The sequence below is a fragment of the Herpetosiphon geysericola genome, assembly GCF_001306135.1.
Classification (GTDB): domain Bacteria; phylum Chloroflexota; class Chloroflexia; order Chloroflexales; family Herpetosiphonaceae; genus Herpetosiphon; species Herpetosiphon geysericola.
Genome location: NZ_LGKP01000040.1, coordinates 100,251 through 125,869 on the forward strand (window position 1 = coordinate 100,251; position 25,619 = coordinate 125,869).

The window sequence follows — 25,619 nt, forward strand, 5'->3', positions numbered from 1 at the left end:
CCTAAAGAAACCTATTTAAGTTCCTATGCGGAAATAGAAGGGGTAATAACCGCATTGAAACCTAAAGCGGGCTTCGTGCTTTTATGCCACGTAAAGCCCTTCCCGCTCTTCCGGTATTGTTTGGCACTAGCGCCTGTTCCCATTGGTCAGGGTGTAATTCTCGCAATAGGGTTATATATTTTTGCGCGGTTCGCTCCGCACAATCGAGCAGGGTCATAATGTCTTTGCTGGTCAGCGGCTCACCTGATTCATACGCCACGCTGGCGATGTCCATAAAGTCACGCCACTGATACACATCAACCCCATCCGGCGCATCGAACAGGTCACGCACGTTCACCAGTTCATCGGGCGGCAATTCGGCAATGGGAATGTTGGTCAGCAACCAGACATCAACCGCATGGCGCACGGGGCGCACACGGTGGGCTGCTTGAATAACCTCAGCCTCACGGCCTTGCCAGAGCAGGGCTTGTAAATCCGCATCAGCATAGAAGCCACTGACTAAGTAACTGTGTGGGTGATTCACAAAGGGCAAGTCTTTTTCTTGCCACTCAGTGTTGAACGGGGTCATGCGCTCGTGGTAGATCATCGTTGCCGTGATGGCAATATCATCAACGCTTGGTTGTTGTGCGCCGATGATAAAGGCCACATCGCAGCCCTCGTATTTGTTGGTCCCACGTTCACCACCAAAGTGCCCAACCATGCCGAGGTCACGAAACGAATCGACCAGCGGTAGGTGGGTGATAATCACCGGGTTGTGATAGTTGTGTTTGGCGATGATCGCGTGCAGCTGCTCGCGCAACTGGGTCACTTTGGCCTTGTCGATTTCACCAGCCTTGATCAACTTGCTGCGATTATTCAGTGATTCATAGACCTGATAGACCTTGCCTTTGAGTTCGATGGCAGGCTCTACTACTTCCACAGGCCGCTGAAACACGGTGTGGTAGAGATGGGCATTGGCCGTAGCATCAAACCAGATGATGTGCGGTGGCGCGTGGTCATTGATCACGTTACGCTTGAGCAGGTGCAGTTTGCCATTGACCAACCGCACGCGGCTGACGTAGCTCTTGCCCGTTTGTGCTGCCTCACATTCACGCTCGAGCAACTGCACCAAATCGGGCAAGTGCCAGAACGGTGCATCTTCGGCATCCGATGGATACCAGATGCGCGGCAGCAGTTTTTCGTAGACCTCAGGCAAATCGAGCATAGCGCAGGCTTGGGCCACCGATTCGGCACCACCAAGCTTGTCTAATAGCTCTTTGCCAAGAATGGGCTTGCGGCTGGTCTCGCTTTGGCTGGCCAAGCCTTGCATCTTCAGCAACAACTCGGTGAGTGGCTCATCATAGGGCATGCCATCCGGCATGATCCACCGTTGGGGGATCACCCAGTTATCAGGAAATGCACCAAGCGGCGATTCGTCGCCGATGATGAGCTTGCAATGCTTGAGTAATGGATGGCCTGCGGTGAGGTGCTGGTGTTGGATATATAAGATGGGCGTGGCCTTGGCCTCGCGTTGCTGCTCGTAGTAAGGACAGCCATCTTTGATGTAATCCCAGCCGCAGACCTTTTGGCAAAAGTCCATCGCTTCATAGCCACGGTGCAACCACGTGGCCATGTGTGGCTCATGACGGCAGGTTTCCTCTTTGCCGTTATCATCGCCCCGCTGTCTAGGCAGCCAGTGAAACCATTGGTCAGGGTCGCCGCCCTGCTTTGCCACTTCGTTCATCACATCATCAAAGAAGTTGTGCCGTGGGCCAATGTAGGCCACGCGCCACCCCAGTTCATTGGCTGCATATAAAGCAAGCTTGACTCCTAAATAGGTTTTACCCGTGCCTGGAGGCATGCGCCCAAGGATGAAATGCGCGGGTTTTTCAAGCCCAAGATAATCGATCGCTTTGTTCCAAAAGAGGGCTTGGGCGGTATGGGATGAGACGGTTGTTTGGGTAACCGTGATGCGTTGGTGGCTCTCCAGTTTGCGACGGCCACGCCTGCCACTGGGTGAGGCGGGTAGCTCGCCGCTGCTTAGCTCTGGTGGCGGCTCGGGTGGCTGATCGATCGAGGCCAACGCCACATCAAAAATGGTTGCCATGGTGGGTTGACCTCGTGACTATTAGGCGGCAGGATTACTGACAAGGATGTCAACGGCATCAAATGCTGAAACGGATTTGACCTGTGCAGCGCGTTCAATCTTTTCATCGTGACGCATGCGCAGCACTGCACCAAACTCGGTCAAGCCATCCATGCTGTATTCATCAAGGTTAATAGTTAGCTCATCGGGTGTGCCAACCTCGCGGAGCAGCTCGCGAATACGGGCAATGTATTTGACACGGGTTGCATCAACGGGTGGCGCATCATCAACAGGGGTTACGGTACCCGTCTTGGGTTTGCGATGGTCGTCAGCATTCGGGCAGGTTTGGAAGTGAATCACATCGGTGCGAATTCCGTTGATCACATCGAACGGCGCATTCTTGCCATTTGGCGTTTTGGCCCATGCGATGGTTGCGCCACAGGATTGACACTCAGCTAAGTCTTTGGCGGCGCGTGGTTGCCGCTGCTCGGCTGGCGCTTGGAGTTGTGGCCGCGTTGATACCGCTTCGCTGGTGTTTTCAATCTCGCCATGAGCATTAACTTTTACTTCATAGGCGCTTGGAATGCTGCTGGTCTCAGTTTCATCGAGCATGCCCAAACCTGCAAAACTCAGGGTCACGCGGCGTTTGGCTTTGGTCTCAGCCTTCATAATGGCATTGGCTCGTGCATCGCCTTTCAAGTTGCCCAGTGGCACGGCCCCGATGGATTCATCACAGCGCCCATTGGGGTCAACGGCGCGGGCAGTCACGACATAGACCTCTTCAACCACCTCACGGCTCACGATGCTAATACTAATGCCGTCACGCTTCCGCAGCTGCTCGGCACAATCCTTGGTGGCATAGAGTTGCAATTTGCCATTCAACTGCAAGTAGTGAAACGGGCGGGTGAGAGGATTCAGGTTCAAGCTTTCACAAACCCGATTGTAATATTCCACCCGCTGCGGTGGACTCAGTTTGACCAGATCGCCTTGCACCAACACATGTTCAATCACCGATAGTTCTGTACTCATACAACCTCACTGTGGTATACTAAAGGCGGGTGACCTATCGTAACTAAGTCACCCGCAATAACCTCTAAAGACAAGCCCGCAAGCACCACTATGCTGCGGGTTTTTTCGTAGGCCGCACATGGCGGGCAACCGCACGCAAGGCCTCTTCGTTCTGGGCGATTTCAATCCATGCCCGCACTTCGGGGTCATTCTGTGATGCAATAAATGCTGCTCGCTGCTCGGCTTCCTCAGCCAGGCGTTGGCGCATCCGCCATGCTGCAATCACCTCGCCCAGGTCGGTCGATTCGCCATCAGGGGTGTAGATTTTCGCCATCCTGATCTCCTTGTGTAACGTGGTAGGTTGGCATGCAGGCGCATGTGGTTGCTTCCATATCCGCAAACACCGCCCGCACGGCCTTGGTCAATTGGCGCTGAATAATCAGCGCTTCATCGTGGTCAAGCTGGCCGATTTGCAGCGGTGTTTGAACTGCACCATAGTTCAAAATAATTTGAATCATTGCTTATCAATATCCTCTTGAGTCAACGGGGTGCTAATCATTGGTCGTTGATGCTCGTGTTTGAGCGCTGCAAGGTGCTTAGCCATTCCCATGAAGAGACTGCTTAGGCCAACCACGAGGGTAAGCCATCCGGCAAAGACCGCAAACAATAGGTACATCGGCTCAATCAAGACACACCAGACGGCAAACCAGAACAATGAGGCAATGACAACAACAATAAGTTGATGTGTCCGGTTGCGAATGATGAACGATGCTGCAACCGCACTAGCGGCGGCGGCGATGGTGCATAAAAGAGATTCAATCATGCTGTTGCCTGCTTTCGTGCATAGGCTTCGAGGAAAGCGGCATCATCGGGTGATGTTGCGCCATCTTGAATGGCTTGCACCCATATCGCTTGAGCTTCGCAGGCGATGCATGGGCGATCTGCCGCATCTATCTCTGCACATAAACAATCCAGTTCCATATCAATCCTCATGAATAAAAAACAATTCAATGTGTTTGTTGCAATTCCATCATTCAACTGCGCTGCGCCTAGCGCGGTTCGCTCGTGTGGTCATGGCAAACCGTTGGCTCTGCGGCGGTATTTGAGTAGGGACGGCTAGGCCATTCCTTGAAGGCGAACCCGAAAGTTTGCCCCGCTGCGCTGGTTGATTGATAGTGCCTTGAAATCCTTGCCCAGTGGGTAGGGGTCAGGCTTGGTAAGGTGCGGGTGGTCATCGCTTAGGTTCATCGGGCTAGCGGCGATGAACTGCTAGCCCTGTCTAGATCATTTAGGTATCGTTGCCCTGCATCGCTGCGATAAAACACTGCTTTAGAACCTTCTAGATTTCATCGAACGATGGGCTTTTATGTGGCGGTAGGCCTATTAGGAACGGCCCATAGAGCACCTCACTTTCTGCATGCATTCCAAACTGCCAAATCGTTGCGCCATCGTGGGCACTGGTGAGCAGGTAGGACTGCTCAGGCCATGTCCATCAAAACGGGAGTTCATCATCGGGATAGGGCGCATCCGCTTCAATTTCAATTGAATCTTCAATCATCGTGGTTTCAAGGTCGGCCAAATAATCACCGTCAAGCTCATGGCCACAATGCGGGCATGGCTCAGCGGTTATCCAGCTTTCGCATTCGTCACTATCGCGATCAATCTGTGGATCGAATTCTTGCCCGCATTCAGGGTTCGGGCAGGTAATTTCACGGCTCATCTTGGCTCCTCTTGGTGATGTTGATACTTGGGTGCCGGTGACGCTTCCGGCGTTGCCGTTGAGGCCTGCAACCGCTTGGCCTTGTTGGGATTAGTGGGTTGGTGTGAAATCAATCGGCTCGAGCGCTTGCCAGTAGCTGACTTGGCCAAAGCCCATCAGCACGGCGGTCACGGTCATGCCTGGTGCGAAGGTCTTGGAATAATCGCGAACGGTGTGGCGATCATCAGCAGTGGTGACAATCAAGGTGTTGTGGTCAACAGCGCCATACAGGGTTGAGACTGTTCCGGTAATGGTTGGCAGTGGTTGGCTCATCGGGATTACTCCTTGGGTTGGTTAGGCGGCGGTTTTATCGCGTCCCGCTGCATCAGCAGCGAGGGCTTCGTAGTACCCTGGGGGGTACTTTGGCTTTCTCTTGATCAAATTGGTAAGCGTTCGCGGTGCAACACCGAGTGCATTAGCTTGTTGTTCACGGGTTGCACCGAGCGTGGATAAATAGATCTCAAAATGGGAGCGGCGTTTCGCCAAAGAATTCTTTTGCGGCATGTTCAACCTCTAAATAGCTACCCCGTGCCAGCAATGGTTCAGGATTGCCAGCGAGGTAGAGGCCAAATTGATCAGTACAAGGAATGAGGGTAATGACCCGCCGAGTAGCACGGGTTTCGTTGATTTCTTGGATAGCCTCAGGAACGCCGGCAGCGGCCTCCATTTCAACTAAGGTGCGGTGGATTTGAATCTCTTCAATGGTGTTCATGGCTGCATCGCGTAGGGTTGTTTCAGCATCCATGCGATCTGGTTTGGTGCAGATGAGGGTTTTTGAATCGCCATCGATCAGGTAGGCAGCGTGATCAACATCACGGCCTACAATGGTTGTGTGAATTTCAAGGCGCAGGCCATAATCTTTGTGCAGTTCTGTGGTAATGTCTGAGATGAAGGGCTTGAGGGTTTTGGCTTTCTTGGTTGCTTTACGGGTAGTCATTGCAATTAGTCTCCGTAAATTTATTGACGGTAATTTATTTCCTGTACTATTTATAACAGGTAATTTATTTCCTATCAATAGCCATACAGTACTAATAGCATACTAGTACTCATTTTTAGTACACATGTTTGTCTAGGCAATTTTTTGCCGATTGTGTATAATGCTTAATGCCAAACGATGTAGTTTAGTAGCGAGGTGAAGGCGCGCTTTTTAATTATCAGTTGAGGCTAATTGCAATGAGTTTTCAAGACGTAAGACCGTTTACCTTTGGTGAGTTCATCAAGTTCCGCCGTGAGCAACTTGGGATTAGTCAATCACAGATTGCGCGTAAATTAGAGGTGTCAGAGCGTCAGTACCGAAACTGGGAGTCTGATAAATTCAAACCAAACCTTGATAGTTTATTGCCATTATTGCGTGCTCTTAATTTGCGACTACAGGATATAGAATCGGTTCTCGAATCAGAATCGACAAGTTAGGTATTGACATATGTGCTACACTAACGGCGCAATTAGTCTTGAAAACGTCCTACTGGCTGGCGCTGGTGGGGCGTTTTCGTGTATCTAGGGGATGGTATGAAAACATTTGGGGAACAATTGCGCTATCGTCGCCAACAACTTGGCTTTACCCAAGAACAAATAGCACGTAAATTAGATGTTACGGTGCGACAATATTGCCGATGGGAGACCGGAGAAACAAAAATATCAGTGTATTACCTTGCTAAATGGATTGAATTATCTGGCACGGCTTACGAAGACATTCATGAATCCCTTTTGCTTTATGGCGAAAGTGAGAAGCTGCAATGAAAGAACTAGGACTCTATATGCGGCAACGGCGTGAATTATTAGGGTTTACCCAAGAGCAGGTTTCACGACGCATTGACATTTCACTACGACAGATAGCCAAATGGGAAACTGGCAATGCAGCGCCAAGTATTGAAAATTTCGCCCGTTGGCTCATTGCGCTTGGAGTGGACTATACCGAGATAGAGCATTTTCTACTTGCAAAACCAGAAACCACTAATTAATCTACAAAATTCACCCGATTATTGTATCTAAGATCAAGAGAAGCCTTTATTTAGGAGATTCGTATGTCTAGCTACACTGCCACGATGATCGCCCGTGCCAAGCAGGCGATTGCCGAGGATCGCAAAGCCGATGCCTATGCGATTATCAAGCCCATTGTTGATGCTGAGCCAACGAATGCTGATGCATGGCGGGTGCTGGCCAATGCGACGAGCGATCCGCAAGAGGCTGAAATTGCCCGCGCTCGTGAGGCACAAGCTCGACCACTGCACACCCCACGCCCAACCCCGCAATCCGCTCGATCAGCATCACCTACCCTCGCACCTGCGCTACCCAAGAAACCTGCCATTGCTAGTGGGTTGATTCTTGGCGGTGCTTTACTTATTGGCCTTGGTAGCATCATGCCGTGGCAAGAAATCACCAGTGGCATTTTCAATAAAACGGTGGTTGGTACCGATAAGTTGGGGTTTTATACACTAGCGTGCGCTGCACTACTATTTATCGCTGGCCTTGTTGTATTGTTTCGCGATGGCACACCAGCTCGTGGCGGTGCTGCTCTTGCCGGTCTTGCGGCATTAGGCATCGGTGGCTATACCGCCTATGATATTTTGAGCCGTGCTGCTGATGTGGATAAATTGCGCCAAGTTGAATCAGCTTTAGGTGGCAAATCAACCGTACCAGCGGTTTTTAGTAGCGTGCCTGGCATTGGTATTTACGCAATCTTGCTTGGCGCACTGCTGGCCATTGCTGGTGCGTTGGTTCAGAATCAATCCTCATAATTCAAGCCAAGTGCAGCCAATAGGCAAAAGGATAGTCATCGTGCCACGAAAGCAGCGATCCTCGAAAACAATAACCCGCGTGACGATTAAGCCACCATCAACGCCTGGACAGATCACCATATCACCAGGTCGCACCCCGATTAATACCGAAGATTCAAAACCTGTAGCATCGAAGTCTGTACCACAAGTGTCCGCACCGCTTACCGAGGAACAGGCTATTTATCGAAGAATAAAACTTGATTTTCTCGGGATGATTGAGAAATGCAGCCACGTTGTTTTTACTACATTACCCTACCTTCTTGCCATGCTTGCAGGTCATTTCGCGAATGAATTTTATGGCTTTCTTGCAGAAGGAGCCCTTGAAAAATTATCAGAATTTCGGAATTATGGTAACATGGTGGAAGGCGGATTATTACTAATCGGTGGGGCAGGTATCGTTATTCATAATATTTTTGACTTGTTGACGCAAGCAAAAGCCGATTATGATATCTTCAAAAAAGGTGGGAAATGATATGAAGCGCTTTCTTCCGATCACTTGGCGAACGCGCAAAACATTCCTTCGGACTATGGCATATACCTTCGGAACGCTTTTCGCATCATGGGCAACATTTATTTTTACTGGCTTGTTATTGATTCGCTACACAACGTTTACCACAAGCCATAGCTTCCTTATCAGCCTTATCTTGGGTATCATTGTTATGGTGCTTGGTCAGATCAATCGAGTCTACCCATTCACCTATGTGGTTACTGTGTTTAGCTCGGTAGCGGACAAGCTCAAGAAGAATCGGGTAATGCTGGACGAAACAGAAGGTCGTATTCTTCGATTGTATGCACGCATAGAAGAAACCGAAAAACTAGCGTTCGACCATCTTTCAACGAAGTCTATACGTCCAAGCTATGCTTCTCGCAGTAATCCAAAAGCATTCAAAAAAGGTGTTCAGTCCAGTCTTGAACGAACACAAGGATATAAGGCTGAATTAGACGATTTTTTGAAAACTCTTGATCGTATGCGTAATGACTTAAGCACGCATGAAGCATTTGTGGCGAATATTGATTCTTTTCTAGAACACCCTACTACTCCTATCCCAAATGTATCTGATGTTTCACTACAAATCCAAAAACAGGTTAGTATTATTCAAAAAGAACTTGATAGCCACTTCGCATTCGCCTGATCAATGGTAGAACCACAATCAAAGCCACCCCAGTTGGGGTGGCTTTTTTGTATCCAACTATCCATGATCGCATGCTCTCACTGGCACATCTGTGTGTTAATGTGGGATATGTGGGATAACTCTGTATCTATTTGTTGACAATAAGCACGGGTGTGCTATACTCACCGCAGGCAACAGGGGTCGCACAGACCAATTTAACCTGTTGCCTTTTTGATCTCTTCTGTGCGTCCTCTGCTGCGGTTGCTCCTTACTCCTTGGGCGGTTGGTTGGTTATCGGGGCACATTGAACCTGCCCCGATTCATCCTGAAAGCGCAGTATGACTGAAATCGAATCCCTCTTTAAATTATTCGGGACACCTGGGGCCATCCTTGGCGGCATTATCTACGTCGCCAAACTGTTTGCGCCCATGGTGCAAAAGTACCTCAATAACAACGAGGTCACCCTGAAAAGCATTGCCACCTCTTTGTCTGAGAGTGTTGTTTGGCAACGGATGGCAGATCTTCGCTTGGAGCGCCTCGAGCAGCAAGGTGAGGAAAATACCAACGTTCTGATGCGGTTGGCCAATGCCAATGGCGTGGCGCATCCTCGTCCGACCAAACCCAAAAGACTGGTGGGAACCAATGAAGACCGCTGATAAGGCCAAGCTTGCGCTTGGATTTTTGTTATTGATTGCGATCTGCATGTTGATCGTGGTCTACACCATGAGCTGAGGTTGGTATGGCTCTCGTGATTCAAGATTTCCGCGCATCCTTGCCCCGCGCTACCTGGTCAATTGGGACGCGCATTGGCAAACCATGGTATGTGACGTTGCACTACAACGGGCCAATGGTCAAAAACCGCACACCAGCTGGTGAACGCGCGCAGTTGATTTTTGATGCCGAGTATCACATGGGGCCATACCTGAATGCTGACGGTCTTCAATATCACGGCGCTGGCTTGAGTGATGGTGCTGTTTTGCAATGTCGATCGTGGGATGACATCCTGTGGCACTGTGGTCATCGGCTTGGCAATGCCCAGTCACTTGCCTATCACCTGCCACTTGGTGGCAACCAAGACGCAACAGATGCCCAATGGACAAGCGCGATTGCCTTCTTTGAATGGTCAATGGCGATGTGGGGCATTCCGCGCAGCAATGTACGCGGCCATTGGGAATGGAATGGCAGCGCTTGCCCAGGCCCACACTTGAAACGTCGCTTGTTAGCGTGGCGCAATAACCGGCTCGGTCGCTATGAAGTTATTACGAGTGATGGGGCTAATGTTCGCCAAGCACCCACGACTGCCGCCAAAATCGCCGTGGTCTATCCACGCGGTCATCAATTCGATGTTGATTCTATTACGCGGGGTCAAACCATCGCTGGCCAAAATGAATGGCTACATAGTGCCGATGGTCGTGGCTTCGTTCATCCTACAACCGTGCGAAAGGTAACCTAGCTATGAGTATTGTTCAACTTGCTGGTGTGTTGGCGTTGGTCGTGGTGATTGTGGTGGCGGTGGCGTTAGTCAATGCGTTTGCCCCAAAGGCTGCCGAGGCTTTCAAGGGTTGGGCTGATGCGCATTTGGGTGCTGAACAGCGTGAGGCGATTTATGGTGCGGTCAAGGCTGGCCTTCGGGCTGCCGAGCAGCATGGTTTTCGTGCTGATGAGTTGTTTGCTAAGGCGGCCAAAGTGGCCAGTGAGTATCTCAAGACCTATGGCCTTCCAATCAGCGAAGAGCTGTTGAGTGAATTGGTGCGAGCTGAAAAGCAGAAGAAATTAACTGAGTGATTTGGATTGCGCTCGTCTACATGGGCTTTGTCTACGTTTGGTTTATCGGTGCGTGTCTTGACCTCAGTGGTGATTTTTGATTGTTTTGATTTCTTGATGGCTTTTTTTCAAACGTGCAAGGGTGGCAGGGTATGGCAGCAACACGTGGTGGTCGTCGCCCAGGGGCAGGCCGCAAAACAAAAACAGAGAAATATGCACGTCCGATCAATAAGGCTGAAAAGCAAATTGTTGATCACCTGCCACAACTCATCACCAATATGTTGACGCTGGCCAGCGGGGTCACGGTCGAAGAGGTTGATATCACCGATGGCACCGTGCTGGTGTACAAGAAGCCCCCCGATCGCAAGGCCAATGAATATCTCATTGATCGAATCCTTGGCAAGCCTACGGTGCATGTGGAGGACAACACCGAGCACGAGCGACGGCTCCCACCTGACCTTGATGCCATGATTGACCAGGTGTATGGAGCTGGCGATGGTGATACCACCGAAGGCGAGTCACAAACGGTTTGTTGAAGCAGCAAAGTGCGCGGGTGTGCCGCGTGATCAACTCACCAACTTCTTACGCCTTGGCTGCATTATGCAGCCCCGCCAGCTTGCTGCCAGCGCTGCGGCTCGACGCTGTGATGCGCCTGATGGCCCAACCGAGCTTGGCTATGGTGGCGCACGGGGTGGTGGCAAAAGTCACTGGTTGCTTGGCCAATTAGCAGAAGACTGTTTACGGTACCCGGGACTCAAGTGTCTGTTGTTACGCAAGGTCGGGAAAGCCCTTGCTGAAGCATTCTTCGATTTACTGCCCAAGGTCATGGGTGGCATTCATGGGCAATACACCTATGTACCGTCCAACAGCACCCTGACCTTTGCCAACGGGTCGCGCATCATTATTGGCCACTTCCAAAAGGAAAGCGATATTGATGCCTACCTTGGGCTTGAGTATGACGTGATTGGCGTTGAAGAAGCCACCACGTTGACCGCCCAAAAGTATGTTGATATTCGCACCTGCTGCCGCTCCAGTAAACCCAATTGGCGGCCACGGACATACTCAACAACGAATCCGGGCAACATCGGGCACGCGTGGTACAAGGAACGATTCATTACCAATCGGGATGCAGATCGCGTTTTTATTCCGGCCACGGCTGATGATAATGCCTTCAATAATCCTGAGTATCGCGCAATCTTGGACAGTCTTACGGGGTGGCGGTTACGGGCATGGCGCTATGGCGATTGGGATATTGCCGCTGGCCAATTCTTTACCAACTTTCGCCGTGAGCTGCACGTTATCAAACCGTTTGTTATCCCTGATGACTGGACGGTCTGGGGTGCAATGGACTATGGGTTTCATCACTACACCATGGCCTACCTACTTGCCGAAGATGGCGATGGCAACATCTATCACGTTGCTGAGCATGGGGAGCGTGGGTGGTTGATTCCCGACAATGCTGCCAGTATCAATGCCATGTTCGAACGGCATGGGGTGACTGCAAATCGGTTGAAAACGTTTGTTGCTGGGACGGATGTGTTTGCCAAGAAAGAAGATGGCATCACCATCGCTGACAAATATCGCGCTCATAGCATTGTGCTGAAGCCAGCAACAACCAATCGGATCAATGGCGCAGCGGAGTATCTGGCACGACTAGGCAACCCTGATGCAGGCCGAGCACCACGCATGTTTATGTTCGATACCTGCACACGATTGATTAACTGTATTCCATCGCTGCAAGTTGATCCCAATCGCCCAGAGGATGTGCGCAAGGTCAATGTTGATGATGATGGCCGGGGTGGTGATGACCCGTATGACGCATCACGGTACGGAATTATGGCGGCCACAACGGCCAACTTAATGTGGAGCTTCGGCTAATGGGATTACTAGACCAACTGCGCAACTTACTTGGCATCAAGGCTACACCAGCCGTGGGGGAGTTTTACCCCATGGAGCGGAGCAGTGGCGGTGGCATGATCCCAACCTATCCCATGACCTTCCCAGGCTGGACGGATATGGGCGCGGATGGTGCGAATCCGCCCAAGCTTACGCCGGAGGCCCGTGCTCGGCTGGCCATGCAATCAGCCTGGGTGTTTAGCAATGTGCAAGTGATTGCGCAGGAATTGACCACCGCAACGCTGCGGGTTAGTGAAGCGTTGAGCAATACCGAAGAGCCACAACAGGTCATCAATCATGCGTTCGAGTTGCTGTGGAATACTCCCAATCCGTTCTTTAGCCGATCGCTCTTGATGCAAGTTTGGGCATGGTTTCTGTGCCTCAAAGGTGAAGCCTATCTTTACTTTGCGCCCGATGCCAGCAATGGCGATCTGATTGAAATCTGGCCCTTGCCAGCGTGGGCATGCCGTCCCGTGCCACACCCAACCAACTTCATCGAAAAATATGCCTTGCAACTGCGACCAGATGCCAAGCCCATCTACATTGATGCGGCCTACATCTGTTATAGCCGGCTGCCCAATCCGTTTGATCTGCGCCGTGGCTTATCCCCACTCGAAGCAGCCAGCTTGGCCCTGCAAACCGACGATGCGCAGAAGCGATGGAATTGGCGGTTTTTTGACAAAGAAAATGCCATGCCAACCAACGTCGTGAGCTTGCCACAGGAGACCAGCAACACCGACTTTGAACGCTTCCGTGCTGAGTTGTTCGACTTCTATGGGTCAGGCCAACGGCGCACGATGGTGGCGCGGGGTGGGCAGATTGATTTCAAGGCCTTAGCGGTGAGCCAGCGGGAAATGGATTTCATCACTTCACGCAGCTTTACCCGTGATGAGATTGACCGTGCGTTTGGCTTTCCCGGTGGCTACTGGACAGCCAACGCCACTGAGGCTAACCAACGCGGTGCGAAGGCCGTGGTCATTGAAAACGCGGTCTGGCCCAAGGCTGTGCTGCTGGCTGAAGACTTGACCACGCAGATTGTGCGCTTGTGGTATGGGCCAACGTATCGCGCCAGCTTCGATGATATCCGGCCACGCAATATTGAGTTGGATATTCGCGAGCGCCAAGCAAACGAAAGCACATGGACAGTCAACGAACTGCGCGAAGCCCAAGGTAAAGCGCCGCTCGACGACAACCCACTATGGGACACCGTGCCTGCGAAGGTCGCCTTGCAAAGCTATACCGTGAAGTCTGCCGAGCCTGCTGAACCTGAAGAGCAAGCCGAGCCAGTAGCACGAGAAGACAGCCTTGAGGATACCGATGAGGTTGAAGACCAGCAGGAGCCAGAGGAAGCCAAGGCCTATAAGAGCCGCTTGCTGCCCTATGAAGAGGCCTTAGCCAAGGCGTTGCACCCGTTGTTTGGCGCAATGACCAAGCAGATCGTCACGGCGATCACGGCAGGCGAAACCATGAACTGGGATCTGCTGTCGCTCCAACTGGGCACTGCGATGCATCCCGAATTGGTAAAGCATGCTATCTCAGGAATTATGGCGCTCACCGAGGAATTTGGCATTGCCATTGACCTACCCCAGGTCACGATCGGGCTGAATGCATGGGCTGATTCTGAAGTGCCGCAATTACTCGAGCGGATTCTCAAGCCAGCCAAAGACTTGGTAGAGCAAGTGACGCGGCGCTATCAGGTCACGCCGGGCATGACCCGTGGGCAACTTGAAACGGCCTTGAGCAGCTTAGCAGCACCTTATCGGGTTGAAATGGTAACCGTGAACGCAATCACGAAATCAGCATCACGGGCCACGCTGGAGTATCAATCGATCTTGGCTGGCTTTGAAATCAAGACCAAGCGCATTTGGCGCACGAGCAATGATGACAAGGTATGCAGAGTTTGCAGCCCGATGAACGGTAAGCCGGAAGAAGACTGGAAGGATCGCTTTCCTGCTGGCCCAGGCGCACACGACTTCTGCCGTTGCTTCACGACGCTGAAGGTGGTGCAGGAATGAGCTATACGATCAATTGCAATGCGAACGATGTAGCCCAGTGGCTGCGCAGCGACATTACACCAGCCTTCCAAGCCATTGGCTTGGGCGTGACTGAGGCCATTCGCAATGAGATTAGCCCCTATCCGGCACAGCCCGCAAAGCCCGTTGATCACTGGTATGAGCGCGGCTATGGGCAGCGATGGAAGCGCAAAGACGGCTCAATCGGTGGGCGCAAAACATCGCAGACATTAGGGCGGCGATGGATGATTGCGAGCCGTGGGCGCATGGTCATGGTGCTCATGAACACCAGCACCTACTCACCGTTTGTGCATCGGGCTGAAGACCAGACGGCGGCTCATGCCAATACGGGCTGGGTTACGGATACCGAAGCAATCAGCCGCGTGGTTGATTCGCCCTTGATTGATGGCCTTGTGGGCACGGCCTTAGGAACGATTTTACGCTAGGAGTAGCCAATGGCTTTAGCCCTTGATCAACAAGTAGAAGCAGTGCGGAGTGCCTTGTGGCGTTGCCGCGTTGCACTGCGCCCAAGCCGTGATGACGATTATGACGGTCGCATCTTCAGCATTGAAGCCGTGTATGCCACGCATGCGGTGATTCGATTGGGTAACACGTTCTACGAAATCGACTACACCGTTGATGCTGACTGTGTGACCTTAGCCGAGCGTGCCCAGTGGCGCGCTGTGGAGCTGACGTGGACACCAAGCCTTGAAGTGAAGTCACTCGGTGATGGTCGCGTGGGAGCCTACCTCGTGTTGTTTGGCTCAGCTGAGCAGCACGACTTGAGCGATGCTCGTGATTATTTCACCAAGTCTACCGACTTCTGGCTTGATCGATGGCCCACGATTCCCATGCTCTATGACCACACCCTTGGCCTACCCGCTGATTTTGAGCCAGTGGTTGGAGCATGGACAACCAAAACGATCGATAGCATCGGCGTTTGGGCTGAAGGTGAGCTTGAGAAAGCCCACAAATACAAGGCCATGATTCAGCGATTGATTGATGAGGGCAAACTCAAAACGTCCTCGGATAGTGCACCGCATCTGGTTCGCCGGAAACGTGCTGCCAAGAATACTCATGAAGTTGTTCGCTGGCCCTTGCTTGCAGGATCGTTGACCACAACGCCTGCTGAGCCACGGCTGCTGCCGGTTGCCACCATCAAGAGCGCCTACAAAGCGCTTGGCCTACCCGAACCATTAAAGGAGACTACCCCGATGACCCTACAAGAATTACTCGCTGCGGCCAAAACGGCAATCGCGAAAGGCGATCTTGACGAGGCTGCGCAACTGACCGCCCAAGCCGAAGCGTTGGAAAAAGTTCAAGCCTTGGAAGTGAAGAGCGCTGGCAACGTGCCTGCTGCTCAGCCAGTTCGGCCACCCTTCGCTGGTGATCAGCCAACAGGTGATGAGCCAGCTGAATTAAGTGCCAGCGTGAAAATGTTCGCCATCAAGCGCTTTGGCGAAATTGATAGCGCCTGCAAGCAAGTTTCACGCGAGTTATACGGCCAAGACTATGAACAAATCGCCTACGACAAAAATCGCGACTTCCGACGCTATATCAAAACAGGCCAATGCGATGCCAAGCTCTCACGCACGCTGTTGTTGACCCCTGCCCAAATCGCTGAAGGTGCCGAAGACTATACGGTATCTGAAGTCAAAGCCACGATGGTAGAAGCCTCGGATGAACTGGGCGGCTACTTAGTCCCTGAAGACCGTCGCCAAGAAATGATTGAGCGCTTGCCTGGTATGACGGCAATTCGGCCAAAAGCCACGGTGATTAATACCGTGCGTGATCGGGTGACCGCAATTCGCCCAACGGGTGGCAATACCCGCTATAAGGGCGCAACCCGCGTGAAGTGGGTCAATGAAAAACCAACTGCTGGCACTGCTCAAAGCAACATGACCTTTGAAGAAATTGGCATTCCCATTCACACCGTGATGGTCGAAGTCTTCTTGAGCCGCAACCTCTTGGAAGATGCCGGAGCCAATTTAACTGAGATGTTGATGAGCGAAATCACCACCGCCAACGCGCTCGATGAAGATGAGCAATTCTTGACTGGGAATGGCGTGGGCAAGCCTCGCGGGATTTTGAATGGCACGGGTGCGAATGGTGCACCATTCGATAGCGATATTGCCATCGTCAATAGTGGCAATGCAACCGTGCTCACCGCTGATGGCTTGGTCAATGTGCCATTTCAAATTGCCGCCCAATATCGCCAATCGGGCTGTAGCTGGATTTTCAACCGTTTAACCTTGAAAGATATTGCCTTGTTGAAGGATAGCCAAAACCGTTACCTCTTCACCGATAACAATAACCAACTTGCCAGTTCCCACGGCAGCAAGCTGCTCGGCTATGACTATGACGAAGTGGAAGTCATGCCCAGCATTGCCGCCAACAAATACCCTGTCTTGTTTGGCAATTGGAAGGGTTACACCATCGCTGATCGCATCGGCTTAGCCATTGAACGCTACTTGGATAGCTCAACCGCCCGCGAAAACACTGTACTGTTTATTGCCCGCCGCCGCTTGGGTGGTGATGTGACCGCTGGCTGGCAAATCGCTGCGCAAAAAGTCGCTGCCTAATTAATGTTGTTGCATGGGCCTAGACTTCACTAGGCCCATCCTGAAATAAAGGAATGCACCCATGCTTCATAACCTAACCCAAGATGTTCGCATCGATCAAGCCTTACCACCTGCTAGCCGTGCTGCTGGCACCGTCACCAGCACCTACCTCAGTATGGATGGTCACGAGATGGTTACCGCATTGTTGAGTGTTGGGGCCATCACAGCCTCTGGCACCATTGACATGAAACTGGTTCAGGCCACTGATACCAGTGGCACTGGCTCGAAGGATATTGCTGGCGCATCACTGGTACAAATCGCTGATACGGGTGGGGCCAAGATGTATGCAATTGATTTCCGCGGTGACTTGCTCGACCACACCAATGGCTTCACCTGCGTGGCGGTGGTGCTGACCACGGCAGCAGCGGCCAACGTGAGTAGCGTTACCTTCTTGCGCTATCGGGGTCGCCGTGGCAGTAATGCCAGTGGCTTGACCCAACGTGTGCTCAAAGTTACCCAATAAGCTGAGGTACTGGTCATGGCCTACGCAACAAAAGATGAGTTTCGCGCTTATAAGCTTCAACCCAATGGTGGCACAACACCGATTCCAACCACCGATGACCTGCTGATCACGCGTTTGCTTGGCGTGGCCCAAGCAGAGATTGATCTGTATTGTCACCGTTCGTTTGAGGCCGTGACCACCACGCGCTTTTATGATGAAGCCAATGCGCGGATGGTGGGCCAGCGCTTATACCTTGATACCGAGTTGTTGACCGTGACCAGCCTCATGAATGGTGATGGGCGGGAGATCCCGTTGACTGGCTTCCGATTGGAGCCGCGCAACGAACCGCCCTACACCATGATCACGCTCAAATCATCGTGGGTCTGGTTTCTGAACCTTGATGCTGAAATCGCGATCACGGGTACTTGGGGCTACAGCGCGACAGCACCAGCGCCGATTCAACAGGCCACGCTTGAGTTGACTGCCTACTTGTATGACCTGCGCAAGCAGCAAAACTACGATGTCACGGCGATGCCAGAGCTGGGCCAAGTCGTGATTCCAGGGGGCATGCCCAAGCACGTCAAGAACTTGATGGCTGAATACCGGAGGAAATGGTAGATGCTGACCGACATCATTGATGCCATGCAAACCATTCATCGGGCTGTAACGGGGGTGGTTACCGCGCCACCCTTAGCCGAATACCCCGATAGTCTTGAGCCAATGCAATGTCCGTTTGTTATGACGTGGGTTGGTGGTGGCTCGTGGGATGAAGCGGCCATGGGCTTACATAAAGACGAAACCACGTTCCGCGTGCTTGTGCTGATTGCGCCCGTTGCGCTTGGCATTATCGGGTCATTGCTCAGTAGTAGCACCCAGTTGCTTGATGCGTTTCGCCATCTCTATTTGGACTATGAAAACATTCAAACGCTTGGCGGCACGGTGGAGCAATGCGGAACCATCACGCACGAAGGCTTGCAAATCATCACCTATGCGGGTGTGGAGTGGCGTGGGTTTATGCTCACGATCCCCACGATCCTGAAGGAAATCAAAACACCATGATTGAATTTATTGGCGGTGATCACTCCTATTGGCGTGTTCCAGCCCGCGACTTAACGCCTGAGGAATATGCACAGGCAACTGAAGGTTTGAATGAAGAGGAATTGGCGTTAGTGGCAACGCTCTATGCAGCAACTGACGATCAATCCGAGCCAGAGCCAGAACCGGAACCAGAAGAGCCTGCGCCGGAGCCAGAGCCAGAAGAGCCTGCGCCGGAGCCAGAGCCAGAAGAGCCTGCGCCGGAGCCAGAGCCAGAACCGGAGCCAGAGCCAGAACCGGAGCCGATTGACCCTGAGCCTAGCCCTGAACCAGACCCTGATCCTGAAGAACCAGAACCGGAGGGATAACCAATGGCAATTACTCCAACAGGCAAAGCCTATAAATTGCGCCAGCTGCAAGCTGGCAAACAAACCGCATGGGATACCGCTGTTGCGGCCACCATTAAGTTGATGGAACTCACCGATGCAACCTTGACCATTGAAGCGGAAACTGAGATGCAGCAAGCCATGGGCACGTTAGCCCCTGCTACCTCTGCTGATATTGTGGGCGTTTCTGGGAAGGTCACCATTGAAGGCAGTTGGACATTTGAAGATGCGCCAATCTATTTGCAAGCCTTGTTTGGTGCCGTCGCGCCAAGCGGCGCTGGCCCCTATGTCCGCGCCTACACCAGCCCACACCAAGCCGCTTACAGTGCCGAGGCTTATACCTTCGAGTTTGGGATGGCTGGTGGCTTGTACCAAGCAATTAATTGCGTGCTGAGCATGCTTGAAATCAAGATCGTCAAGAAGAAAACCACCACCTTCAAGGCGGAATTCTTGTGCTCAAACATCCAAGTCTTGCCGAGCTTGACGGTGCTATCCGATCGCAATGTAACTCGTGTGCGCGCACGCGATACCGTCATCAGTCTGGACCCATGGGGCGGCACGATTGGCACCACTCCACTCACTGGCACCGTGCTAGAAGCAACGATCAAGATTCAATCTAATGCCCACTTGAAGGAATTTGTCGGGGCCTTATATGCCACTGGCTACGGTATTGATGCATGGTCAGGTGATATTGAAGTCAAAGCCGAATTTACTACGGTAATTAAAGCCGAAATTGATGCCATCTTGGCAGCCAATACCGTGCAACGCTTGCTGCAATTCAAGTCCACGCGTGGCACCCAGATCGACCAGTCCAATATCACAGCAGTGCTTGATGGCAGCGGCCAAGTGCTCTATGACGATAACGATGGCAACGTGGGTGTGACGATGAAATACAAGCCCATGCACAACATCGCGCTGGCCTATTGGCTTCAAATGACCAACACTAATACGGTTGCGGTCTTAGCGGTATAAGGATGATTTTCTGATGACCAAGATTTTGTTTCCAGACATCGACCCCAATGCACGTGGGTCATACACCAAAGACGCTGAGCGCCAAGCCATCCGCGCTGCCTACCAAGAAGCCGTGACCGAATTTAATGAAGCCGTGGATAGCTTCAATGCAGCTCGTGAAGCTGCTTCTATCAGTGCTGTGCAAGATGCTCAAGCTTTGCTTGAGCGGGCCATAGCCGCCAACGATGAAGAGGTCATTGCATCGGCCAAGCAATCCTTGATCGACTTGAACGAAGCGATTACCGCCGAGGCCGTGACGGCGCTGCAAGAGGCAACCAATGCCCTTGGTTTCGCGCGCAAAGACTTGAATGCCAAGCGTGCTGCATGGGAAGCCTATGTGCATGCCCATCTTGTCACTGATGATGGCAGTGACTTGAGCGCAGCGCTGAACGAGATCACGATCAACGAAATGAATGATCTGATTTATGGCGCTGCCAAAGAGGTAACAATCCCAAACTTGAACGGCGGCAACTGATTGGCTGGTTAGAAGGCTATGAAGATGAGCCGCCGCTCTGGGTGATTTATGCGCTGATGGCGGAGGACTATCACACCACGCCATGGCAGATTGAAGCAGAGGCTTCAGCGCTGTGGGTTGCACGCTGGCGCACGTTGAATTTTGAGCGATCACAGTATCGGAAACGGCAGGCAGGCGATGAGTGACAAAATTGTAACCGTCACAATTAAAGGGGACGATCAGCTCACGCCTGCAATGCGCGACGGCGCTGATGGTTTAGAGGCATTGCAAAAGGCTGCTGATGAGGCAGCCAAAGCCCAGCGCGAGCTTGAGCAAGAATCTAATAAGCAACGGCAGCAGCAGGAAAAAAGTACGGCAGCGGTGCGTTATACCCGTGGGGAGCTAGAGCAAGCAGGCGCTTCGACACTCAAATTTGAGGGGTCGGTCACCAAACTCTCGGATAAGTTGCAACGTGAAGTGCGCGAACTGGGCATCTTGACCAAAGAGTTAAACCAGCTGCAACAGGCCGAGAATGCTAGTGCTTCTGCCGTTGCGCGCAAGGAATTAGCCGTTGATAAAATGACGGCTGAATTGCAACAGGCGATTCAAAAAGAACGCGAATTAGCAACCGTTACTAAAGACACAGCAACGGCAACCCAAGATTCAGCCAGTAAGCTCGATGGCTTAGTTGATGGTATCAATAAGCTCAGCGGTGCAATGGCTGCTGTGCAAACAGGCAAACAAATCTTAGACTTTACCAAGGAAGGGGCTGCGGCGCTTGGCATATCGAAGTCCTTCGATGGCTTGTCCGCATCCGTGGGCAAGACCAGTGATACCTTCCTGAATGAATTGCGCACGGCCAGCAACGGCTATATCAAGGATACCCAGCTGATGCAGACCGCTAACAAGGCGGTGCTGCTCGGTGGGCAAGATATGGCCACGGCGCTGCCAACGTTGCTCAAGATTGCAGGTGCTTCAGCGCGTGCTACGGGCGAAGACTTTCAGTTTATCTTCGATAGCTTGGTCACTGGGATTAGTCGTGGCAGTGTTGAAATCTTAGATAACGCAGGCCTCACGATTAACCTAGCCAAGGTACAAGATGACTATGCCAAGTCACTGGGTAAAACTACTGATCAACTCACCGATGTAGAGAAGAAGCAAGCGCTGTTGAATGAGGTGATTGGCAAGGGCGAAGGATTCGTTGAGAAGATTGGCCCGAGCAGCGATGCTGCTGGTGGCGCATTGCAACGGCTTGAAACGCGTTTCCAAAACCTTGGCGATAAGATCAAGGCTCTCTCAGCGATTGGGCTAGAGAATTTCCTAACCGGTGGGCAGTTTGAGCGCGATCAAACTCAAAAAATCCTAGCTACTGGCCAAACCTACGAAAAATACATGCAAGGGGTTGATGCTGCTAACAAGGCGGCCAAACCTGGGCTTGTTGAAAATATGGCCCTTACCGGGCAATTTGGTGAGGCAGTTCGACAACTCACCATGACATATGGTGGTTTAGGCCAACAAGTTACGGCGTTAACTCCTCAGCAATGGGAGCTTAGCCAAACCTTCCAAGCCAATGGCATGAGCACCTTACAGGCTGATGCTGCTGCGCGCCAATTGGCAAGTGGTTCATCAGAGTTGAGTGGCGTGCTTAATCAATTGGTGGCTGAAGGCGACTTGACCAAGCAAACCATGGAAGTCATGGAGGAACGCATTACAGGGCTTGCTGTTGCGCACCCAGAACTGATTGACCAAATAAGCAATCTTATTACTCAGTTTCAGGATGGCACAATCTCAAGTGATGAATTTCGTATCAAGCTTGATGAGCTAACCAACAGCAATATGACGGCAGCGCCTGCAACGCAAGAGCAAGCTCTGGCAATGGGCTTCCTCAAGAGTGAAACCGATGCAGTAACAGCCAGTGTCTTTTTGCTTGATAGTGCCACCTATGAAAATACTGAACGCCAGTTTGCAGCTGCTGTTGCAGCCCAAGAGCAAGCAATGTGGCAACGCGATTTGCAATATGCGCTTGACCTTGCAGCAGAAAGTAGCGATGGACAGTCAGCAGCGGTTGCCTATCTCGTGAATGCCTATGGGATTGAAGAGTCTAAAGTTATTAGTCTCATCAATCTCTATGGTCGCCTGAACCAACTTAAAGGTGGCAAGGTTGCACGCGATATGGCTGACGTGCCGCGTGCTGAACAAAAAGTCTATGTACCACCACCCAAGAAAGTCAGCGGCGGTTCAGGCCGGAGCAAAGGCGCTGGCAGCAACGGCAAATCCGAGGCGGTGCGCGAAGCCGAGCGCGAAGCCAAAGAGCTAGAGAAAGTCCAAGATCGACTTAACAAGGAATTCGACAAGGCTAACAAGCAACGCGAGAAGATGGATCAATCGCACGTTGCTGAAGTCAAGAAGATTTGGGATCGCTGGCGTGCCGAGGAATTGGCCGCAACCGAGAAATTCAACACTGACAAGTTTCAAGATCGCGTGGCTAATGCCAAGTCATTGGTTGATGTTGACCAAGACCTCTGGGACGAAGCCCAGAAAATGCAAGTGGAATTCTGGGATAAGTCACAAAAGATTGCCCAAGAAGGTGATGCCCAAAAGGCTGACGAATTCCTAAAAGCTGCCAATGAGTACACGGCGATGAAAACGCAGCATGCCCAAGAGCTACGCGATCTCGATGCCAAGATTGCCGCTGAAGAGGATGCTGCCGAGAAGCAAAAGCTGCAACAAAAGCAACAACGGCTCAAGGACATCTACGCCGAAGAGGAAAAACTGGCAGGCGAAAATCTCGACAAGATTCTCCTTGGCCAAGAAGAGATCGACAAGGCGCGTGATGATGCGTTGGCCAAGGAGAATGCCGATTACACCAAGGCCCAACAAGACTTAGCAACTTCATTTGCTGAGAATGTGCAAGAGGTTGTGAAGTCAAGTGATAAGGTCAAAGACTCGATTAGCGGCTTAGCCGATCATTTGATTAGCGAGTTTGCTCGCATCAGCGCAGCGGCGGCAATGCCCGTGGCTGGCCCTGCTGCTGAGCCAGCGGTTGATGGGTCGCATGCCTTGGGCTTGAAGCGCGTGCCGTTCGATAACTACATTGCACGACTGCACAAAGATGAACGCATCTTGACCCGTGATGAGGCCAAGGCTCACGATCAGATGGTAGCAGGCAATCAGCAAAGCAAGCGCGTGCCGCTGACACCGAGCCGCTCGTCAATGCCAGTTGGCTCGTCAGTCAACATGAGCATGCCGCTGATCTTCAATGGCAATAAGCCAGCAGCGGCACCAGCGTTGACCACGATGCAACGGGAGCTTGAAGCTGCCGTGAAACCAATCGTTGATCGCTATATCGAACAAGACCGAAAACGCAAGATTATGCGAGGATAACCATGGGAGCAAGCGAACCCTTATACGTTGCGTTGCGCACGGCTGATAATCTCAAGAGCGTCAACCTAACGGATTCAACCAAATACTTCTGGCCCAAAGAGGGAGAATGGATACCTATGGTTGGGCTATCCAATAGCGACGGCTACAGCGATGTTACCGAGTCAATCCCGTTGCAGGCGATTGGCGCGACTGGCGCCATTGTGGCAGCGAACGTGCGCGCCGTGGTAGAGTTGCTGCATCAGGCCCAGCGTTGGAAGGATGGCGATGATGTAAGCCCCGTGATTATGGACATCATCATGCCTGGCTCGAACCCAGCGAAAATCTTGAGTCAGATCATCAAAGACTGGGATGGCAGTCTCTTTGGTGATACAACCTTTGATCATATCAACGTGCGCAAACAAGCCAACATGACCTTGAATCTCACACGAGCTGGTGTGTGGTATCACACCAGCTACCGCTATTCAAACCTGTGGACAGAAACCGATTTTGGCACCGTGGCACCAACCACGGTTAATAATGGCGTAACGGCTTCAGTAATCGCTATGTCTGGCTTCTATGGTGGCCGTGCCTACTTGCAGCTGACCAAAGCAAGCGTGGCAGCAGCCAATAGTTATCCCAGTAGTCTTGGCTATCCCGTTACCGCTGGCCAAACCTATACCTTGGTGTTTAGTCATAGCCATACCAATATCACGAGCGCAGACGTACAACTCGTGCGTGCTGGCCCTGTTGGCGTTTCTGGCGCACCAGTAACGATTAGTTTATCGACGACTGCCATTGATACTGATCCCCGGCGATTTGCGGCCACCTTTGTGAGCAGTTTTACGGGCACGGTCTACCCCTATTTTCAGTTTTCAGGGCCAAGTGGAGCAACCTTTCGCATTGCGGAAATAATGCTCTTGACTGGCTCACAACTCACTGAGCTGTGGCATCCCCAATATGGTGAATTGGTTAATGCAATCGCCTCAGCATCAAGCACGTCGCCAGACCTTGGGAATTTGCAATGGCGTTGGTCACATGCTGCTTATTCGCCCGTAGAAATGACCATACAGCGCACAAACGGACAGCTTGATTATCGTCACCCTGCCCAATTCCTAATATTTAGTGATAAGCAAACAGGGCTTACGCCTGGCTACAGTGTTGAATACACCTCATATACTGGCACCTATGGCGCGCCATTTACGCAGGCCTTAGAAGGTGATGCATTTGGCGGTGCCGTTTTGCGCTATACCCCAGTTGGGACAGCGGTGGCCAAGTCAGCATGGGCATGGCTACCCAATGCCTCTGGTGGATTCTCGGCATGGAATGGCCTGCTGAATATCCTTGCTGGCCTTCGCAACAATTCACCAAGCACCACCTTCACAGTATGGATAGAAATTGCAGACTATACCGATATTGTGATTGCAGAAACGCCCAAGCGCGTCATTGCTGCCAACGCAACAACCCCAACGTGGTACCTGCTCGGCGTGGCAAGTGTGGCACGGCGACGCACGGCGGCCAAATGGCGCTGGTGTGTACAAGCAAGCGCAGCAAGCGGCACGATTGATCTGAATCCAGCATTGTTTGCGAAGATTCAGCCAGGTGCAAAAGTCGTTCAAACCGATGTGCTTGACCTTGGATCAACCAAAAACTTTACCAAGATCGTCATCGATCACCAGCTGCTGGCTGATCGTGGGCCATCAGTCAGTACGTACAACGATGGCGTATCGCCTGTTATCGATACGCCATTTAGCTGGTGGACAAATCCAATGATTCAGATGACGGGCGATAAGCTCTATGGCTATATGTTGGCCATGAACGGCGCGAAGTGGAAGACCTATCTGACTGGCGGCTCAACCGTGCAAACATGGCAGATGACCGCGCGCCGCCTGCCAGCCTATCCAACAGCGGAGTAAG

The 25,619-nt window shown here is 51.9% G+C and carries 31 protein-coding genes; 22 read left to right on the plus strand and 9 right to left on the minus strand.

Going from position 1 to position 25,619, the window contains the following annotated elements; all coding sequences use genetic code 11:
• Positions 1-61: 61 nt before the first annotated feature.
• From SE18_RS24390 to SE18_RS24425, 9 genes are all read right to left on the minus strand, one after another.
• On the minus strand, positions 62-2,086 hold the full coding sequence (locus tag SE18_RS24390; RefSeq protein WP_054537095.1) for a hypothetical protein: 2,025 nt from the start codon (positions 2,084-2,086) through the stop codon (positions 62-64).
• Positions 2,087-2,107: 21 nt separating this feature from the next.
• Positions 2,108-3,094 carry a hypothetical protein gene (locus SE18_RS24395; protein ID WP_054537096.1) on the minus strand — a complete coding sequence of 329 codons (987 nt, stop codon included), beginning with the start codon at positions 3,092-3,094 and terminating at the stop codon, positions 2,108-2,110.
• 88 nt (positions 3,095-3,182) lie between these two features.
• The gene (locus SE18_RS24400; RefSeq protein ID WP_054537097.1) at positions 3,183-3,407 is read right to left on the minus strand and encodes a hypothetical protein; all 225 of its coding nucleotides are present in this window, start codon (positions 3,405-3,407) and stop codon (positions 3,183-3,185) included.
• Positions 3,385-3,591 (minus strand): hypothetical protein, encoded by a 207-nt coding sequence (locus tag SE18_RS24405; RefSeq protein ID WP_054537098.1) that lies wholly within the window; start codon positions 3,589-3,591, stop codon positions 3,385-3,387. Before SE18_RS24405 ends, SE18_RS24400 begins: the two co-directional genes overlap by 23 nt.
• Positions 3,588-3,896 (minus strand): hypothetical protein, encoded by a 309-nt coding sequence (locus SE18_RS24410; protein ID WP_054537099.1) that lies wholly within the window; start codon positions 3,894-3,896, stop codon positions 3,588-3,590. Before SE18_RS24410 ends, SE18_RS24405 begins: the two co-directional genes overlap by 4 nt.
• Positions 3,893-4,111: a hypothetical protein gene (locus SE18_RS27330; RefSeq protein WP_152976750.1), complete on the minus strand. Its 219-nt coding sequence runs from the start codon at positions 4,109-4,111 to the stop codon at positions 3,893-3,895. The genes SE18_RS24410 and SE18_RS27330 overlap by 4 nt, the downstream gene beginning before the upstream one ends.
• Positions 4,112-4,565: 454 nt before the next feature.
• Entirely contained in the window at positions 4,566-4,793 is a 228-nt protein-coding gene (locus SE18_RS24415; protein WP_054537100.1) for a hypothetical protein, read from the minus strand.
• Positions 4,794-4,883: 90 nt separating this feature from the next.
• Entirely contained in the window at positions 4,884-5,105 is a 222-nt protein-coding gene (locus SE18_RS24420) for a hypothetical protein (RefSeq protein WP_054537101.1), read from the minus strand.
• A gap of 187 nt (positions 5,106-5,292) precedes the next feature.
• A complete protein-coding gene (locus tag SE18_RS24425) occupies positions 5,293-5,769 on the minus strand; it encodes a hypothetical protein (protein ID WP_054537102.1) in 477 nt (158 codons plus the stop codon).
• Positions 5,770-6,005: 236 nt separating this feature from the next.
• Between SE18_RS24425 and SE18_RS27020 the strand changes: the two genes are divergently transcribed.
• The 22 genes from SE18_RS27020 (at position 6,006) to SE18_RS24530 (ending at position 25,618) form a co-directional block, all read left to right on the plus strand.
• The gene (locus tag SE18_RS27020; RefSeq protein WP_083470140.1) at positions 6,006-6,245 is read left to right on the plus strand and encodes a helix-turn-helix domain-containing protein; all 240 of its coding nucleotides are present in this window, start codon (positions 6,006-6,008) and stop codon (positions 6,243-6,245) included.
• 96 nt (positions 6,246-6,341) lie between these two features.
• Positions 6,342-6,572, plus strand: coding sequence for a helix-turn-helix domain-containing protein (locus SE18_RS24430; protein ID WP_054537103.1), 231 nt, complete (start codon positions 6,342-6,344; stop codon positions 6,570-6,572).
• Positions 6,569-6,793: a helix-turn-helix domain-containing protein gene (locus SE18_RS24435; protein WP_054537104.1), complete on the plus strand. Its 225-nt coding sequence runs from the start codon at positions 6,569-6,571 to the stop codon at positions 6,791-6,793. Before SE18_RS24430 ends, SE18_RS24435 begins: the two co-directional genes overlap by 4 nt.
• A 63-nt stretch (positions 6,794-6,856) precedes the next feature.
• A complete protein-coding gene (locus SE18_RS24440) occupies positions 6,857-7,570 on the plus strand; it encodes a hypothetical protein (protein ID WP_054537105.1) in 714 nt (237 codons plus the stop codon).
• Positions 7,571-7,610: 40 nt separating this feature from the next.
• Entirely contained in the window at positions 7,611-8,081 is a 471-nt protein-coding gene (locus SE18_RS24445; RefSeq protein WP_054537106.1) for a hypothetical protein, read from the plus strand.
• Position 8,082: 1 nt separating this feature from the next.
• Complete coding sequence (locus SE18_RS24450; protein WP_054537107.1) at positions 8,083-8,742, plus strand: hypothetical protein; 660 nt, start codon at positions 8,083-8,085, stop codon at positions 8,740-8,742.
• A gap of 317 nt (positions 8,743-9,059) precedes the next feature.
• A complete protein-coding gene (locus SE18_RS24455) occupies positions 9,060-9,377 on the plus strand; it encodes a hypothetical protein (protein ID WP_054537108.1) in 318 nt (105 codons plus the stop codon).
• Between the two features lie 83 nt (positions 9,378-9,460).
• A complete protein-coding gene (locus SE18_RS24460) occupies positions 9,461-10,174 on the plus strand; it encodes a peptidoglycan recognition protein family protein (protein ID WP_054537109.1) in 714 nt (237 codons plus the stop codon).
• A 2-nt stretch (positions 10,175-10,176) separates the two neighbouring features.
• Positions 10,177-10,506: a hypothetical protein gene (locus SE18_RS24465; protein ID WP_054537110.1), complete on the plus strand. Its 330-nt coding sequence runs from the start codon at positions 10,177-10,179 to the stop codon at positions 10,504-10,506.
• A 131-nt stretch (positions 10,507-10,637) separates the two neighbouring features.
• Complete coding sequence (locus SE18_RS24470; RefSeq protein WP_054537111.1) at positions 10,638-11,021, plus strand: hypothetical protein; 384 nt, start codon at positions 10,638-10,640, stop codon at positions 11,019-11,021.
• A complete protein-coding gene (locus SE18_RS24475; RefSeq protein WP_160319549.1) occupies positions 10,981-12,363 on the plus strand; it encodes a terminase large subunit domain-containing protein in 1,383 nt (460 codons plus the stop codon). The genes SE18_RS24470 and SE18_RS24475 overlap by 41 nt, the downstream gene beginning before the upstream one ends.
• The gene (locus SE18_RS24480; RefSeq protein WP_083470142.1) at positions 12,363-14,396 is read left to right on the plus strand and encodes a phage portal protein; all 2,034 of its coding nucleotides are present in this window, start codon (positions 12,363-12,365) and stop codon (positions 14,394-14,396) included. Before SE18_RS24475 ends, SE18_RS24480 begins: the two co-directional genes overlap by 1 nt.
• Positions 14,393-14,839, plus strand: coding sequence for a hypothetical protein (locus SE18_RS24485; RefSeq protein ID WP_054537114.1), 447 nt, complete (start codon positions 14,393-14,395; stop codon positions 14,837-14,839). Before SE18_RS24480 ends, SE18_RS24485 begins: the two co-directional genes overlap by 4 nt.
• A gap of 9 nt (positions 14,840-14,848) precedes the next feature.
• Positions 14,849-16,975 (plus strand): phage major capsid protein, encoded by a 2,127-nt coding sequence (locus SE18_RS24490; RefSeq protein WP_054537115.1) that lies wholly within the window; start codon positions 14,849-14,851, stop codon positions 16,973-16,975.
• 61 nt (positions 16,976-17,036) lie between these two features.
• Positions 17,037-17,477 (plus strand): hypothetical protein, encoded by a 441-nt coding sequence (locus SE18_RS24495; RefSeq protein WP_054537116.1) that lies wholly within the window; start codon positions 17,037-17,039, stop codon positions 17,475-17,477.
• 15 nt (positions 17,478-17,492) lie between these two features.
• Entirely contained in the window at positions 17,493-18,074 is a 582-nt protein-coding gene (locus tag SE18_RS24500; protein ID WP_054537117.1) for a hypothetical protein, read from the plus strand.
• Positions 18,075-18,515, plus strand: coding sequence for a hypothetical protein (locus SE18_RS24505; protein ID WP_054537118.1), 441 nt, complete (start codon positions 18,075-18,077; stop codon positions 18,513-18,515).
• Positions 18,512-18,859 carry a hypothetical protein gene (locus SE18_RS27865; protein WP_054537119.1) on the plus strand — a complete coding sequence of 116 codons (348 nt, stop codon included), beginning with the start codon at positions 18,512-18,514 and terminating at the stop codon, positions 18,857-18,859. Before SE18_RS24505 ends, SE18_RS27865 begins: the two co-directional genes overlap by 4 nt.
• 3 nt (positions 18,860-18,862) lie before the next feature.
• The gene (locus SE18_RS24515; RefSeq protein WP_054537120.1) at positions 18,863-19,849 is read left to right on the plus strand and encodes a hypothetical protein; all 987 of its coding nucleotides are present in this window, start codon (positions 18,863-18,865) and stop codon (positions 19,847-19,849) included.
• A 13-nt stretch (positions 19,850-19,862) separates the two neighbouring features.
• Positions 19,863-20,363: a hypothetical protein gene (locus tag SE18_RS24520; protein WP_054537121.1), complete on the plus strand. Its 501-nt coding sequence runs from the start codon at positions 19,863-19,865 to the stop codon at positions 20,361-20,363.
• Between the two features lie 177 nt (positions 20,364-20,540).
• Positions 20,541-23,726, plus strand: a complete 3,186-nt coding sequence (locus tag SE18_RS24525) for a phage tail tape measure protein (RefSeq protein WP_054537122.1) — start codon at positions 20,541-20,543, stop codon at positions 23,724-23,726.
• A gap of 116 nt (positions 23,727-23,842) precedes the next feature.
• Positions 23,843-25,618 carry a hypothetical protein gene (locus tag SE18_RS24530; RefSeq protein WP_152976751.1) on the plus strand — a complete coding sequence of 592 codons (1,776 nt, stop codon included), beginning with the start codon at positions 23,843-23,845 and terminating at the stop codon, positions 25,616-25,618.
• Position 25,619: the final 1 nt, after the last annotated feature.